This window comes from Phenylobacterium kunshanense, assembly GCF_003254525.1.
Classification (GTDB): Bacteria; Pseudomonadota; Alphaproteobacteria; order Caulobacterales; family Caulobacteraceae; genus Phenylobacterium; species Phenylobacterium kunshanense.
On the sequence record NZ_QFYS01000002.1, the window covers coordinates 23,745 to 37,434 of the forward strand.

General features: G+C 68.6%; 11 protein-coding genes and 1 pseudogene. 8 read left to right on the forward strand and 4 right to left on the reverse strand.

Going from position 1 to position 13,690, the window contains the following annotated elements:
- Positions 1 to 65 precede the first annotated feature (65 nt).
- Positions 66 to 1,265, forward strand: coding sequence for a cation:proton antiporter domain-containing protein (locus DJ019_RS04395; RefSeq protein ID WP_111274796.1), 1,200 nt, complete (start codon positions 66 to 68; stop codon positions 1,263 to 1,265).
- A 136-nt stretch (positions 1,266 to 1,401) separates the two neighbouring features.
- Positions 1,402 to 1,887: a 2TM domain-containing protein gene (locus tag DJ019_RS04400; protein ID WP_205854085.1), complete on the forward strand. Its 486-nt coding sequence runs from the start codon at positions 1,402 to 1,404 to the stop codon at positions 1,885 to 1,887.
- Between the two features lie 18 nt (positions 1,888 to 1,905).
- Here DJ019_RS04400 and DJ019_RS04405 read toward each other — a convergent pair whose 3' ends face one another.
- Positions 1,906 to 2,733, reverse strand: coding sequence for a thioesterase family protein (locus tag DJ019_RS04405; RefSeq protein ID WP_111274797.1), 828 nt, complete (start codon positions 2,731 to 2,733; stop codon positions 1,906 to 1,908).
- 136 nt (positions 2,734 to 2,869) lie between these two features.
- Between DJ019_RS04405 and DJ019_RS04410 the strand changes: the two genes are divergently transcribed.
- Positions 2,870 to 3,439, forward strand: coding sequence for an HPF/RaiA family ribosome-associated protein (locus DJ019_RS04410; RefSeq protein ID WP_111274798.1), 570 nt, complete (start codon positions 2,870 to 2,872; stop codon positions 3,437 to 3,439).
- Positions 3,440 to 3,458: 19 nt separating this feature from the next.
- On the opposite strand, the gene DJ019_RS04415 is transcribed toward DJ019_RS04410, so the two are convergent.
- Complete coding sequence (locus DJ019_RS04415) at positions 3,459 to 3,674, reverse strand: DUF4287 domain-containing protein (protein ID WP_111274799.1); 216 nt, start codon at positions 3,672 to 3,674, stop codon at positions 3,459 to 3,461.
- Between the two features lie 124 nt (positions 3,675 to 3,798).
- On the opposite strand from DJ019_RS04415, the gene DJ019_RS04420 reads away from it, so the two are divergent.
- Positions 3,799 to 4,194: a YciI family protein gene (locus DJ019_RS04420; RefSeq protein WP_205854086.1), complete on the forward strand. Its 396-nt coding sequence runs from the start codon at positions 3,799 to 3,801 to the stop codon at positions 4,192 to 4,194.
- Positions 4,195 to 4,256: 62 nt separating this feature from the next.
- Here the strand turns inward: DJ019_RS04420 and DJ019_RS04425 are convergent.
- Positions 4,257 to 5,294: pseudogene (locus tag DJ019_RS04425) on the reverse strand (DUF2332 domain-containing protein); the annotation flags it as partial.
- A 360-nt stretch (positions 5,295 to 5,654) separates the two neighbouring features.
- Between DJ019_RS04425 and DJ019_RS04430 the strand changes: the two are divergent.
- The gene (locus tag DJ019_RS04430; RefSeq protein ID WP_240606369.1) at positions 5,655 to 7,493 is read left to right on the forward strand and encodes a methyl-accepting chemotaxis protein; all 1,839 of its coding nucleotides are present in this window, start codon (positions 5,655 to 5,657) and stop codon (positions 7,491 to 7,493) included.
- A gap of 314 nt (positions 7,494 to 7,807) precedes the next feature.
- The gene (locus DJ019_RS04435) at positions 7,808 to 10,282 is read left to right on the forward strand and encodes a TonB-dependent receptor domain-containing protein (RefSeq protein WP_111274801.1); all 2,475 of its coding nucleotides are present in this window, start codon (positions 7,808 to 7,810) and stop codon (positions 10,280 to 10,282) included.
- Positions 10,283 to 10,346: 64 nt separating this feature from the next.
- Here DJ019_RS04435 and DJ019_RS04440 read toward each other — a convergent pair whose 3' ends face one another.
- Positions 10,347 to 11,294: an AraC family transcriptional regulator gene (locus DJ019_RS04440; RefSeq protein ID WP_111274802.1), complete on the reverse strand. Its 948-nt coding sequence runs from the start codon at positions 11,292 to 11,294 to the stop codon at positions 10,347 to 10,349.
- Positions 11,295 to 11,524: 230 nt separating this feature from the next.
- Between DJ019_RS04440 and DJ019_RS04450 the strand changes: the two genes are divergently transcribed.
- Together DJ019_RS04450 and DJ019_RS04455 are read left to right on the forward strand one after the other, a co-directional pair.
- The gene (locus DJ019_RS04450) at positions 11,525 to 12,511 is read left to right on the forward strand and encodes a PEPxxWA-CTERM sorting domain-containing protein (protein ID WP_205854087.1); all 987 of its coding nucleotides are present in this window, start codon (positions 11,525 to 11,527) and stop codon (positions 12,509 to 12,511) included.
- A gap of 545 nt (positions 12,512 to 13,056) precedes the next feature.
- Complete coding sequence (locus tag DJ019_RS04455; protein ID WP_133255244.1) at positions 13,057 to 13,668, forward strand: hypothetical protein; 612 nt, start codon at positions 13,057 to 13,059, stop codon at positions 13,666 to 13,668.
- Positions 13,669 to 13,690 lie beyond the last annotated feature (22 nt).

Below are 13,690 nucleotides of genomic sequence, written 5' to 3' on the forward strand. Positions count from 1 at the left end.
GTGGGTTGTAAGCCCGGCCGGGAAGTCCAATTAAGGGACTTCACCTCACCTGCACCGGAGCCTGGATGCCGCACGCCGACAGCCTGATTCTCACGCTCGTCGGCGGATTCGTCCTCGCCTTCGTCCTCGGCATGCTGGCCAACCGGCTGAAGCTGTCGCCCCTGGTGGGCTACCTGCTGGCCGGTGTCGTGGTCGGCCCCTTCACCCCCGGCTATGTGGCCGACACCGAGCTCGCGCCCCAGCTCGCCGAGATCGGCGTCATCCTGCTGATGTTCGGCGTCGGCCTGCACTTCTCGCCCAAGGACCTGATGCAGGCCCGCAAGCTCGCGGTCCCGGGCGCCATCGCCCAGATCACCGCCGCCACCGCGCTCGGCTGGGGTCTCGGCCGGCTCATGGGCCTGCCGCACGTGGAGGCCGCGCTGCTCGGCTTCGCCCTCTCGGTCGCCTCCACCGTCGTCCTGATCCGCGCCCTCGAGGAGCGCAAGCAGATCAAGACCGAGATCGGCCGCATCGCCGTCGGCTGGCTGATCGTCGAGGACCTGGTGATCGTGGTCGCCCTGGTGCTGCTGCCGCTGCTCATCGGCGCCGGCTCGGGCGAGCCCGCCGCCGTCTGGGGCCAGATCGGCTGGACCCTCGCCAAGGTCGCGGCCTTCGTCGCCCTGATGCTGATCGTCGGCGGCAAGGTGCTGCCCTGGCTGCTGGTCCGCATCGCCCACACCCGCTCGCGCGAGCTGTTCACCCTGGGCGTCCTCTCCATCGCCCTCGGCATCGCCTGGGTCGCCTACGAGGTCTTCGGCGCCAGCTTCGCTCTTGGCGCCTTCGTGGCCGGGCTGGTGCTCAACGGCTCGCCCCTGGGCCACAACGCCGCCGAGCGCTCCCTGCCCCTGCGCGACGCCTTCGCGGTGCTGTTCTTCGTGTCGGTGGGGATGCTGTTCGACCCCACGGTGCTGCTGCGCGAGCCGCTGGCCGTGGCCGCCGTGCTCGGCATCGTAGTCATCGGCAAGTCCGTCGCCGCCCTGGCGATCACCACCCTCTTCCGCCTCGACCGCGCCACCAGCGTCACCGTCGCCGCCAGCCTGGCCCAGGTGGGGGAGTTCTCGTTCATCCTGGCCGGCCTGGGCGTCACCCTGGGCGCGCTCAGCCGCGAGACGCACGACCTGATCCTCGCCGCGGCGCTCCTGTCGATCAGCCTCAACCCCTTCGTCTTCGCCCTGGCCGACCGGCTGGGCGGCCGCCCGACGCCACCCACGCCACACCCCGCATAGCCGGCGGCGCTGGCGGCTCGGCGTCGGCCTCCTGGCGGCCCCGTGTCAGGCGGTTGACGGGTCGGCGTCGTGGCGTCCCAATGCCGCTCGCGTCCAGGCTTGTGGCGATCACCGCAAGGACGTGAGGACTAGGAACGTGAGCATTCTGATCCAGAAGATGCGGCTGCAACGGGGCTGGTCCCAGGAGCAGCTCGCCGAGATCTCGGGCCTCAGCGTGCGCACCATCCAGCGGCTCGAGCGCGGCCATCCCGGCAGCCTGGAATCCCTCAACGCCCTGGCGGCGGTTTTCGAGATCGACCTCGACCGCCTGAAGGAGCCCCCGATGGATATGCCCCACGCCGCCCAGCCCGACGCCGTCCGCCCGGACGAGGCCCTGGCCCTCGCCCATGTCAGGAAGATCAAGGCCTTCTACGTCCACCTGACCCAGTACGTGGTGGTCATCGCCATCCTGGCCGCCATCAACCTGGTCGGCTACCCGCAGTATCTCTGGTTCGTCTGGCCCGCCCTGGGCTGGGGCCTCGGCGTGGCGGCCCACGGCGCCGCCGTTTTCGAGTTCATCCCCTTCCTCGGCGCCGACTGGGAACGTCGCCAAGTGGAGAAACGCCTCGGCCGCCAGCTGTAGCGGCGCTCGATCCGCGCCCTACTCCGGAACCTGCCGCGGGACCGTCCGGTACCAGACGAGCTGCTCGCTGGTGGCCAGCAGCTTGCCGTCCCGCCGCCAGTAGCTGGAGCGCTCATCCGAGGCGCCGCCCCCGCCGACACGCCCCTCGTACTCCACCAGCAGGAAGTCGCGCCCCGCCGCGGCCACCTCGTCGGCGGAGGCGTGCAGATAGACCGTCAGGGACAGGGTCGTGGTCATGACGTTGTGGCCGAACGCATAGAAGGCGCGAGGCGGCGAGTTGTCGGTCACCATGCCCAACAGGGGCTTGCTCCAGGCGCATTCGCGCGGCCGCACCCAGGCGACCGATCGCGAGTCCGCCGCCGGCTGGATCGGGAACCTCTCGGTCGTCCGCCGCTCGAACGCCCGCGCCCCGAAGTGCCGCGCCCCGCCGGGGCTCGCCGGCTCGGGCAGGCTGTCCGGATCGGGCGCCTCGGGCATCTTGGCGAAGGCGAACGGCGGCGTGTCCGGCCGGCGCGCCAGGGTGACGATGGCGTGCACGCTGGTCCCCTCGGCGCCGGCCGGCCGGAGGTCCACCTCCCACACCCCGATCGACCCGCCCTGGCGCAGCCGCCGGGTGCGGATGTCGATCTCGCCCTCCACCAGCGCCGCCACATAGGTCAGGGTGATCGACAGGGGCTCGCCCACCGCCTCCGGCTCGGCCGCCAGCACGCTCAGCGCCAGCCCGATCGGAAACCCGCCCCACAGCGGCCCGTTGGGGTTCTTCCACTCCGGCCCGGCCTGCAGGGTCCAGCGCCCGGGCCCGACGGCCGTCACGGGGAAATAGTCGGTGGTCGTAAGCAGTGACATCCGCTGGCCTTAGCCGAGCGACGCTGCGTCATCAAACCGGCGCGCGCGCCGGCGCCCCCTTCCCGGCCGATCTCGCAGAACCCCGCCAACGCCCAGGCGTTCGATTGGGGACCCCCAAGACAGAAGAGGAAGAGACATGCCCGAGAAGCATCCCAACACGGTCCGCTGGGGCGGCCCCGGGGCCAGCCACGAAGACGCAAGCAAGCCCATGTCCCCCAGCCCCGAGGGCGCGATCGCCGCCGACAAGTCAGACCTCGCGGACGCCGAGGCGGCTGGGCATCAGGGTTTCGAGGCGACCCCGCCAGAGCGGGCGGCCGCAGACCAGCCGTCCGGGCCCCCGGGCTCCGAGCGTGGCGTGCAGGTGCTGGTCAACACCGACAACCACCTTCCCGGCAACGTGGCGGTGGCCAGCCGGGTCGAGGCGGCGGTCCGACAAGGCCTCCGCCGGTTCGAGAGTCACATCACCCACGTCGAGGTCTTCCTCGCCGACGAGAACGCCGCAAAATCCGGTCCCGGCGACAAGCGCTGCTCCATCGAGGCCAGGCCCCGGGGCGCCGATCCCCTCGCCGCCAGCGACCGCGGAGCGTCCATCGACGAGGCCGTGACCTCGGCCCTCGGCAAGCTGGCGCGCGTGCTCGACAAGGAGCTCAGCAAGCGCCGCGACCACAAGGGCGGCGAGACAGTCCGGGGCGCCTTCCCCGGCTAGAGCACGTCCCGCCGGCTGCTCAGAGGCGGTCTTCCGCCAGGGTGTGGGCCACGATGGCGTTGGCATGCCCGTGGCCCATCCCGTGCTCGCGCTTGAGCATCGCCACAAGCTCCATGTGCTTTGCGGGACAGTGCTGGCGGACCAGCGCCTGCCACGCCGCGATCGGGCGGCCGTAGGTCTTCTCGATCGATGGGAAGTACGAGGCGGGTCCCGTGGCGCTTGGCGCATCGGTCATGGATTCATCCCTCTCTGGTCGCAGGCTCCGACCCCAGGACGACCCGTCCCCACCGCGACCGACACACCCGCCGCGAAAATTCTTACGGTCCTGTCGCAGACGCCCCGCCTCGATCGTCGTTACCATGACCGCCGCGAAGGAGAGCGAGACGATGCGTGTGATGGTGCTCGTGAAGGCCACCCCCGACAGCGAACAGGGCTTCCGGCCGACGCCGGAGGCCACGGCGATGATGGAGGCCATGGGCCGCTTCAACGATGCGCTCGCCGAAGCCGGCGTCCTGATCGCCGGCGATGGCCTGAAGCCCTCGTCCGCCGGCAAGCGCGTCGCCTTCGACGGCGCCGCCCGCACGGTCATCGACGGCCCCTTCCCCAATCCCACGGAACTGGTCGCCGGCTTCTGGCTGTGGGAAGTCGCCGACATGGACGAGGCCCTCGCCTGGGCCAGACGCTGCCCCAACCCCATGCCCGGCCCCAGCGAGCTCGAGCTCCGGCCCCTCTATGAGGCCGCCGACCTCGCCTGAACGAGCGCCGAGGCCCCTCGCCTGTCCGATGGAGCGTCAGCGTGGCGGGCGCCGGGAACGGAGCCGCGCCACGACACCCAATCCCCATAGGGGTGGCAAGTCGCCAGCACCGCGCTCTCGCCGTCCGGCCAGCGCGTGAAGCCCAGTTGAACCTCGCGCCGGTCGGTTGTCCATTCGAGGCCGATCTCGATGAGGGGCCGATCCGCCGTGGCGCCGGCGCCGGCCGCGGCTATCATTCCGGCGATCTCCTGCCGGTCACGGTCGCTCAGGTACTGGAGGAACATCGTGTGCACGACGACGCGGCAGACCCCCTCGGGCTGACGTTCGGCCAGGCGCTGGGTGAGCCACAGCTTTGCATCGCCCCGGTGCACCTGAGGCGGGTGCGCAATGGCGACATCCAGGGCGGCCTCGAGCCGTCGGGATCGCGAAGGCTGATCGGCCCAGGTGAAGGACAGCAACCGTTCGCGATGAGCGGGGTCGAGGGCGCTGAGCGGATTCAGATCCACGCCATGCGCCGCCACGATCGTCACGGGCGCGACGGGCGGATCGGCGCCACGCCATTGCGGCTCGATGCGAACGGAGGACGAGGGGTCGCCGGCGGACACCCCGCCTAGCCGATAGGCGTAACGCGCCAGATTGAGGTTAAGGCCGCAGCTCGACCCCATCTCCAGTATCTGGAACGGCATGGGCCGCTCTGCCGCGAACGCCATGAGCGCCGACATGATCGCCGCCCCTCGCGCCACTTCATTGGTCTGGGTGGGGTGGCGGATCCAGTCGGCGATGAACTGATCCTCCTGCGACAGCGCCGCCGCGACAGCGCCGTCGAAGTCGTCGTGGTCTCCATTGTAAAGCGCCGCGAGATAGGGGGGACTGCCCCGACGCGCGAGCGCATGGAGCGCCCCGTTGACCCGCAGGGCGACGGCCGCGGCGGCCGGATCTCCCGTCCACCCCTGGACTATGCGGCTGCTTATCGGAGCAAGGGGGAGATGGCGATCCACGGCCTCGAGCACGGCCGCCACGAAGGCCGAGCCGGACGAACGGCAGCTTTCGGCCTGACGCGCAAATGCATCTCTTGCGTCAGCGGCCGCTAGCATCTTCATGAAAATCACAACCTACACACGTATTGAGTCCCGCATAGGTGGGGACCGACTAGTTCACTGGCGGTCACGCCAAGTGGGGGCGCATCCTGCGATTTGATCGTTTCTCATCGCTGAGATCCCCACTGAGCAATGGGGCCCGTTAAGGCGGACTAAACCGGCCCCTTTATCTCTGCTGGACTATATGTCGCAGGTCGAATGTGACGGTCGGAAATCGCCGTTAATGCCCGGGCAAGCACTGCGGCCTAGCTGTGTGGCGATCTGCAAAACGGCGTTTTTGAGCTCATTCGGCGGCCTTGCGCGGCGGAACGCTCGAACAATCGCCAGTGTCTCGAGTATGCGGCCCGCACAGCCAGTAGTGGAATGATGAAATTCGAAATGAACATCCCGAAGAAGCTCAGCTTGTCTTTCGTCTTCATCTGCGTTTCGGCGGCAGTGATGATGGTCGTGCTCCTCGCGACCATCTTGATGATCCGAGCGTCGACAGAGAGCAGCAACCGCAGTCAGGCGATTCACGCCGACGCATTGGCGCTCGAGACGGCGATTCTACGGCAGAACAGCCAGCTTCGTGGTTACCTGGTCACGGGCGACAAGAGCTACCTCAAGTCGTACTACGAGGGCCGGGATGAGTACGATCAGGTCGCGCAAAAGCTGACCTCGACGCTCACCGACCCCGCCATGCTGAAGGCGATCGAGGCCTCGCGCACCGCGACGGTGGCGTGGCGGAAGGACTGGGGCGACCGGCTGATCAAGGTCGTCGGGTCCGGGCTCCGCGATGAGGCCCAGCAGGAAGTGCGTGACGCGGGCAGCAAGGTTCTGGTGAGCGCGGCGGTGCTGCCGCTTCGCGACGTGCGCAGCGCCGAAGCCAAGAACATCGCCGAGAACGGCGCGCGCCAGCAGATGGCCATCGTGATCGCCATGGTCGCGCTCGCCATCGGCGGCATCGCCCTGATCGCGATCGCCATGACGCTTTCTCGCATGCTGAGCCGGACGATCGCTCGCCCCATCACCACCCTCACCCAGGCGATGACCCAGCTTGCCGAGGGCGACAACGACATCGCGGTCGACGCCGACCGCGCCGACGAACTGGGCGACATGGCGCGGGCCGTGCTCGTCTTCCGCGACGCCGCCCTGGCCAAGGCCGAGGCGGATCGGGCCAAGGCCGACGCCGACCGCGCGAAGGAAGAGGCGGACCGGGCCAGGGTCGTCGCCGAGGCGGCCCAGCGGCGCGTGGTGGAAACGCTGGATACGGCGCTGGCCGCCCTCGCCTCAGGCGATCTGACCCACGTCATCACCAGCCCGTTCGAACCCGAATACGAACGGCTGCGCCAGTCGTTCAACAGCGCCGTGGAAGGCCTCGAGCGGAGCATCTCGGGGGTCGTACAGTCCGCCCGGAGCGTGCATTCGGGCGCCGCCGAGATCTATGCGGCCTCGGAGGATCTTTCGCGACGGACCGAGCAGCAGGCCGCGAGCCTCGAGGAGACCACGGCCGCCTCCCAGCAGGTGACCGTCATGGTCGGCGAGACCGCGCAACGGGCCGCCGACGCCCGCACCGCGATCGAGGTGGCGAACGGCAATGCAGCGGAAGGCGGCGCGATCGTCAACGAAGCGATTTCGGCGATGGACGCCATCCAGGCGAGCTCGGAAGAGATCAGCCAGATCATCAACCTGATCGACAGCATCACGTTCCAGACCAACCTCCTGGCCCTGAACGCGGGCGTCGAGGCGGCGCGCGCGGGTGACGCGGGCAAGGGCTTCGCGGTCGTGGCCTCGGAAGTCCGCGCGCTGGCTCAACGCTCAGCCGACGCGGCGCGCGACATCAAGGCCCTGATCAACGCGTCCTCGGAGCAGGTGGCCAGCGGCGTGGGCCGCGTCGGACACACCGGAGAAGTGCTCGCACTCATCGGCGCGAAGATCGGGGACACCAACGCCCTCATCAACGAGATCGCGCAAAGCACCGAGACCCAGGCCGAGAATCTGAAGCAGGTGAACAGCGCCGTGGCCAGTATGGACCGGATGACGCAGCAGAATGCGGCGATGGTCAACGAGGCGACGGCGGCGGCTCGGAGCCTGGCGGACCAGGCCGACGAGCTCAGCACCCTGGTGGCCCGGTTCCGGCTGCGCTCCGCGGCCACGATGGATCGGCACGAGGACGAGCCGATGGCTCAAATGGCGCCCAGGCGGGCAGCCGCCGGACGGTGACGGCCAAGGGCGCCTCGTGGCCGCCGGCGGCGTGATCCGCTCGGCGGCCTTCAGGCCGTCCTGCCGCCCCCTCCCGACCTGAACCTCAACACCTTTCAGCGCCGATAGAATAAAACGGCCGCCCAATTTCCGCGAAAACTCGGTCGCGCGATAGTTGCGATGACGCGAATACAATATACCACAGGTACCCGTACAATATGTCGCATGTCAGCGCCTTACATGCGACCTCGCAATTTACACTCTCGTTAGACTCGGGCGGCAAAATTACGGCGACCAATAACCGTTCTAGAACAAGAACATTGGGAATATATTCAATGAAGCACCTCTACATGTCGGCGGCGATCGCGCCATTCCTGCTGATCACGCCGGCGGCCGCGCAGACCGCCGACGCGGCGAAGCCCGCCAAGGGCGAAGCGGTCTTCTCGACCGGTGTCGCCAAGGGCCGCGACCGCCTCGACAGCGCCACCTCGACGAGCGCGCTGCGGGACTCGGAGATCGAAGTGCTGGGCGCGCGCGCGCTGGGCGAAGTGCTGCGCAACATCCCCGGCATCCGCGCCGAATACGCCGGCGGCGAAGGCAACGCCAACTACTCGATCCGCGGCCTGCCGCTGTCGGGTACGGGCTCGAAGTATGTCCAGCTCCAGGAGGACGGCCTGCCGGTCCTGGAATTCGGCGACATGCAGCTGGCCGGCTCCGACACGTTCATGCGCGCCGACCTCAACCTGGCGCAGATCGAAACCATCCGCGGCGGCTCGGCCTCGACCTTCGCCTCGAACTCGCCCGGCGGCGTGATCAACCTGATCTCCAAGACCGGCGATACCGAAGGCGGCGCCGTCCAGGCGACCTACGGCCTGGGCTACGGCGAGAAGCGCGTCGAGGGCGACTACGGCTACAAGATCAACGACACCCTGCGCATGCACATCGGCGGCTTCTACCGCCAGGGCGAAGGTCCGCGCGATGTCGGCTTCACCGCCTACAAGGGCGGCCAGATCAAGGCCAACATCACCAAGCAGTTCGAGAACGGCTACGTGCGCATCCACGGCAAGTGGCTGGACGACCGCACGCCCTCGTACCAGTTCGTTCCGATCCGGGTCACGGGCACGAACGCCGACCCGACGTTCACCGGCCCCACCAACTTCAACCTGAAGACCGACTCGCTGCTGTCGCCCTACAACAGCAACATCCTGACGCTCGATGGCGACAACAACATCGTGCGGGACGACGTCCGCGGCGGGCAGCACTCCGTGGTCAAGTCGATCGGCCTCGACGCCCAGTTCGACGTGGGCGGCTGGACCATCACCGAGAAGTTCCGCGTCGCCGATATCGGCGGCAGCAACATGACCGTCCGGCCGATCGCCGTGGCGCCGGCGGCGGCGCTCGCCTTCGTCTACGGCGGGCCGGGCGGGACCCTCAGCTTCGCCACGGGTCCGCAGGCGGGCCAGGCGATCCCCAGCGCCGCGGCCCTGAACGGCAACGGCCTGCTGACCTCGTCGCTGTTCCTCTACACCAAGCTCAACAGCCTCGATAACGCGACCAACGACATCCGCGCGAGCCGCGTCTGGAAGGTGGGCGACGGCAACCTGACGACGACCGTCGGCTACTACAAGTCCTCGCAGGACTACGGCGTGGACCTGTCGTTCCTCAACGTCCTGACCGACGTGCGCGGCGACGGCGACTCGGCGCTGGTCGACATCAGGACCGCCGCCGGCGTCCCGGTCACCCAGGACGGCTACCTCGCCTACGGCATCGGCGGCGCGCTCTACCACCGCACCTACGACATGAACTACGGCGTCGATGCGCCCTATGCGTCGATCAACTACCACGTGGGCAAGATCGCGGTGGGCGGCAGCCTGCGCTACGACTTCGGCAAGGTGAACGGCACGCTCTACGGCGGCGAGCTCGGCGGCGGCCGGGTCGGCGTCACGACGGTCGACATGAACGGCGATGGCCGGATCTCCCTGGCGGAGACCCAGGTCGCCTCGCTGCCGCTCGGCCAGCCCGGCAATGTGGACTACGACTACGACTACCTCAGCTATTCGACGGGCGTGAACTACCGCATCGCCGAGCAGCTGGCCGTCTTCGGCCGCTACAGCCGCGGCGGCCGCGCCTCCGCCGACAAGATCCTGTTCACCCCGGCGGTCAACTACAGCACCGGCAAGCTTGTGGACTCGAAGAGCGCCTACGACACCGTCAAGCAGATCGAGCTCGGCCTGAAGTACCGGATCTCGGGCGTCACGTTCAACGTCACCGCCTTCTCGGCGAAGACCGGCGAGCGCAACACCCAGGTCAACAGCAACGCGGCCGGCGACATCCAGGTCGAGAACATCGTCCGCGGCTACAAGGCCAAGGGCGTCGAGGTCGAGGCGGCTGTCCGCCATGGGCCGTTCAGCGTCACCGGCGGCGCCACCTACACCGACGCCAAGATCTCCAAGGACGCCGCCCATCCCGAGTTCATCGGCAACAAGCCGCGCCACCAGGCCGACCTGATCTTCTCGGTCACCCCGCAGGTCGAGCTGGAGTACGCGACCCTCGGCGCGAATTTCATCGGGACCACGAGCAGCTACGCGCAGGACACGAACCAGCTGAAGCTGCCCGGCTACACCCTGGTCAACGCCTTCGTCCAGGTTCGCCCGACCGAGCGGGTTCAGTTGATGGTCAACGTCAACAACCTGTTCAACAAGCTCGCCCTCTCCGACGTCGAACAGGCGGCCATCCCGGCCAGCGGCGTTGTCGCGGGTCGCGCCTACCTCGGCCGGACCGCCTCGGCGACCCTGCGCTACACGTTCTGATCGGAGCCGGCCGGGCGCTCACGCGCCCGGCCGCGCCACGTCTCCACGCCGGGCTCGCGCGTCCTCAGGGCCGGCATTCCGACGGCGACTTGCCGAACCGCCTCCGAAAGGCGCGGTTGAAGGTGGTCACGTCCCCAAATCCCGCCTGCAGCGCGATATCGACGATCCGGCGGTCACGCTGGAGCGGATCGGACAGCGCCCGCATCGCGCGGGCGAGGCGCGTGTCGGTGACGAACCGCGCGAACGTCTGCGGCTGATCCTCGAACAGCTTGTGAAGATATCGCGGCGTGACCCCCAGGCGGGCCGCCACCCAAGCCGCCGACAGGTGCGGCGAGTCGATGGCCTTCATGACGATGGCCTTTGCGGCCTCTCTTCGCGCCGCCCGCAGCCCCCCGGCGCCGGCCTTCCGCACGCCATCCGGCGTCGACGCGAGGGCGATCACCGCCAGCTCGACCAGGTGTCGGGCCGCGAGCATCTGCACGTCGGGGTCCTGAAGGTCCTCCGGGGACAGGCTGGATGCATAGGCCTCGAGGAGGCGCAGACCCGGCCGCCCGATCTGCAGTGACCCGCGGAGCAGATCGTCGACATTCGCGAGCAGCGGCGCGAGAGACGCGCGGGAGATCTGCACCGTCAGGAAGCGGTTCCGCTCCTCCGACATGAACAGCGTGGTCGGGCGATCCAGCGCGGTCAGGGAGACATCCCCCGGCCGGACGACCGTTTCCCGCTCGCCCTCCCGCAGTACGGCCCCCTGCTTCTGGAACGACAGGATGATGTCCGACGCGCCGTCGCACCGCATGGCGGCGGTGCGGCTGCCGGCCAGCGCGCTCACCGTTCCATGGCCCACCATCACCCCCGGCAGGCGCATGGCCGCGACATCCATGTGGAACGGGCGGCCGGCGGCCGGCTCGATCTCCATCCGCTGGGCGATCTTGCCGTAGTACTCGCGGATCACCTCGTCGCGGTCCCCCTCCGGAAAGGACGACGTCGAGAGCCGAAGGACGTCGAGCGCCATCTGATCCTGCCCCCACAGCGTGATCCGACAGCTCTACTACGAGATCGCCGTTTTCCGGAAAGGTCGCCTGGAAGACCGTCGCGACGGTTCCCAAAATGCCCGTTCCGAGTTCGCGGAACGACGAGATCGGCGGCGGAATGCCCTGTATCCCGGCCCCTTGCTGGCGTGGGGCCGGTATCGGGATAGCGCGGCCTGGCTGACCTGCCGGCGCGCGGAACGGGGAAAGATCAATGCCTGCTCGCACCTGGCTGGCCGGTGTGGCCGCCATCGCCGGTCTTCTGACCTTCGCCGTCCCGGCGCGCGCCAACCCCATGTGGGCCGCGATCCAGGACGGGAACGCCAGGAAAGGAAGAGCGGGCATGCGGGCAATTTGGGCGACCTTGGCCGCCGCCATCGTCTTCTTCTCCACGCCCGCAGCGGCCGGGCTCTGGCTAGGTCAGCAGACGTTCGGCGGCGACGCCCTCCTGAACCGCTACAACCCGACCACGGGACTCTATGAGGACGGGGTTGCGCTCACGACCACCTTCGGCGGGGCCCCCGCCGATCCGCTCAAGGCCAGCGCCTACAACGGCTTCGCCTTCGCGCCCGACGGCTCGCTCTGGCTCGCTCAGCAGACGTTCGGCGGCGACGCCCTCCTGAACCGCTACAACCCGACCACGGGACTCTATGAGGGCGGGATTGCGCTCACGACCACCTTCGGCGGGGCCCCCGCCGATCCGCTCAAGGCCAGCGCCTACAACGGCTTCGCCTTCGCGCCCGACGGCTCGCTCTGGCTCGGTCAGCAGACGTTCGGCGGCGACGCCCTCCTGAACCGCTACAACCCGACCACGGGACTCTATGAGGGCGGGATCGCGCTCACGACCACCTTCGGCGGGGCCCCCGCCGATCCGCTCAAGGCCAGCGCCTACAGCGGCTTCGCCTTCGCGCCCGACGGCTCGCTCTGGCTCGGCCAGCAGACGTTCGGCGGCGACGCCCTCCTGAACCGCTACAACCTGACCACGGGACTCTATGAGGACGGGATTGCGCTCACGACCACCTTTGGCGGGGCCCCCGCCGATCCGCTCAAGGCCAGCGCCTACAACGGCTTCGCTTTCGCGCCCTCCTTCAACCCTGCCGCGCCGGTTCCCGAACCCAGTGTCTGGCTGATCATGATCGCCGGCTTCGGCCTGGCGGGCACGGCCCTGAGAGCCCGCCGCACCGGCGTCGCCCACGCCTAGCGACGGCCCCAGGGAGCTCCGCTGAAGGCGGTGAGGCGGTTGGCGGCGCCCATGGTAGCGCGCACCCTTTTCCGCCCCCTACCGGCTGTCATCCCGGTTTGGGCGAACGCCCAAGACCGGGACCCAACGTCGTTCCACACGCCTGGGGGCGCCGAACGGAGCGTCGGCGCGGAGACCGCAGACAGTCCATGCAGCTTTCGGCGGGTTGGGTCCCGGTCTTCGCCCGCGGCGAAACCGGGATGACACCGGAGGGGATGCGCCGCCCCCTATGCGCCGCAAGCGGCGCTTGGCTGCCGGCCGGAAGGCGGACACCGTTCACCTCCTGATCACGCCGCAACCCACCAACACATCTACTGGACGTTGATCTTGTTTCGCTGCAATGCGCGCAGGGCGTGTGCGGAGAATGAGATGCCCGAATGCTCGGACCGTCGAGGCGCCAGCCAATGAGGCCAGGCCCACCCGGCCTCGTCGAGCCTTGGAGCCGACGGGGTTTTGTGGCCGCAGGCCTCGCTGGCGCCCTGCCCCTGGGCGGATGCGCGGGCGATGTGGCGTTCAACTACAGGGTCACCGTTTCCGTGCGCCGGGGCGGCGAGACCATTGTCGGGTCCAACGTGCGCCGCCTGCGCTGGCATCAAGGCATCGAGCAACTCGGCTTCATGGACGTGTCTTCGTACCGGACGCGGGGCGAAGCCACGCTTGTCGCTCTCGAGAAAGGTCCTTTGCTCGCGACCCTGGCCTACAAGACTTTCAACCGTGACCTTCAAGCTTGGTACGTGGAGAGCGACGTCTGGACTCCCGACGCCGCGTTTCGCCGCGTGTTTGGCGCCGACCGCGCATCCTGGCGGAGGAAACCCGGGCGCCCCGTCGAACTGACCCCTGCGGAATTTCCGCTCCTCGTCACGTTTCGCGATCCGCAGGATCCGCAATCGGTGACGGAGGTCGATCCGGATGATCTGCAACCGCATTTCGGACCCGGCGTCGCGCTCAAGTCCATCACAGTCGAAGTGACGCGGCACGCCCCCACGCGAGGCCTCAAGCGCCAATTGCCCTGGATCGTGACGCTCGAGGGCAAGACCCTAAGCGGCGACACAGCCAAGGGCCGCTCCACGGCCCTCGGCGACAACCTCTACGTCAGTCAACTCAGTAGCGAGAACTGAACCCTGGCCACTCACCGCCAAC

Excerpts from the sequence above, each read along its gene's own strand:
- DJ019_RS04395 (WP_111274796.1), top strand. The coding sequence starts at position 66 with ATGCCGCACGCCGACAGCCTGATTCTCACGCTCGTCGGCGGATTCGTC.
- DJ019_RS04405 (WP_111274797.1), bottom strand. The coding sequence starts at position 2,733 with ATGTCACTGCTTACGACCACCGACTATTTCCCCGTGACGGCCGTCGGG.
- DJ019_RS04410 (WP_111274798.1), top strand. The coding sequence starts at position 2,870 with ATGCCCGAGAAGCATCCCAACACGGTCCGCTGGGGCGGCCCCGGGGCC.
- DJ019_RS04415 (WP_111274799.1), bottom strand. The coding sequence starts at position 3,674 with ATGACCGATGCGCCAAGCGCCACGGGACCCGCCTCGTACTTCCCATCG.
- DJ019_RS04420 (WP_205854086.1), top strand. The coding sequence starts at position 3,799 with ATGACCGCCGCGAAGGAGAGCGAGACGATGCGTGTGATGGTGCTCGTG.
- DJ019_RS04430 (WP_240606369.1), top strand. The coding sequence starts at position 5,655 with ATGATGAAATTCGAAATGAACATCCCGAAGAAGCTCAGCTTGTCTTTC.
- DJ019_RS04435 (WP_111274801.1), top strand. The coding sequence starts at position 7,808 with ATGAAGCACCTCTACATGTCGGCGGCGATCGCGCCATTCCTGCTGATC.
- DJ019_RS04440 (WP_111274802.1), bottom strand. The coding sequence starts at position 11,294 with ATGGCGCTCGACGTCCTTCGGCTCTCGACGTCGTCCTTTCCGGAGGGG.
- DJ019_RS04450 (WP_205854087.1), top strand. The coding sequence starts at position 11,525 with ATGCCTGCTCGCACCTGGCTGGCCGGTGTGGCCGCCATCGCCGGTCTT.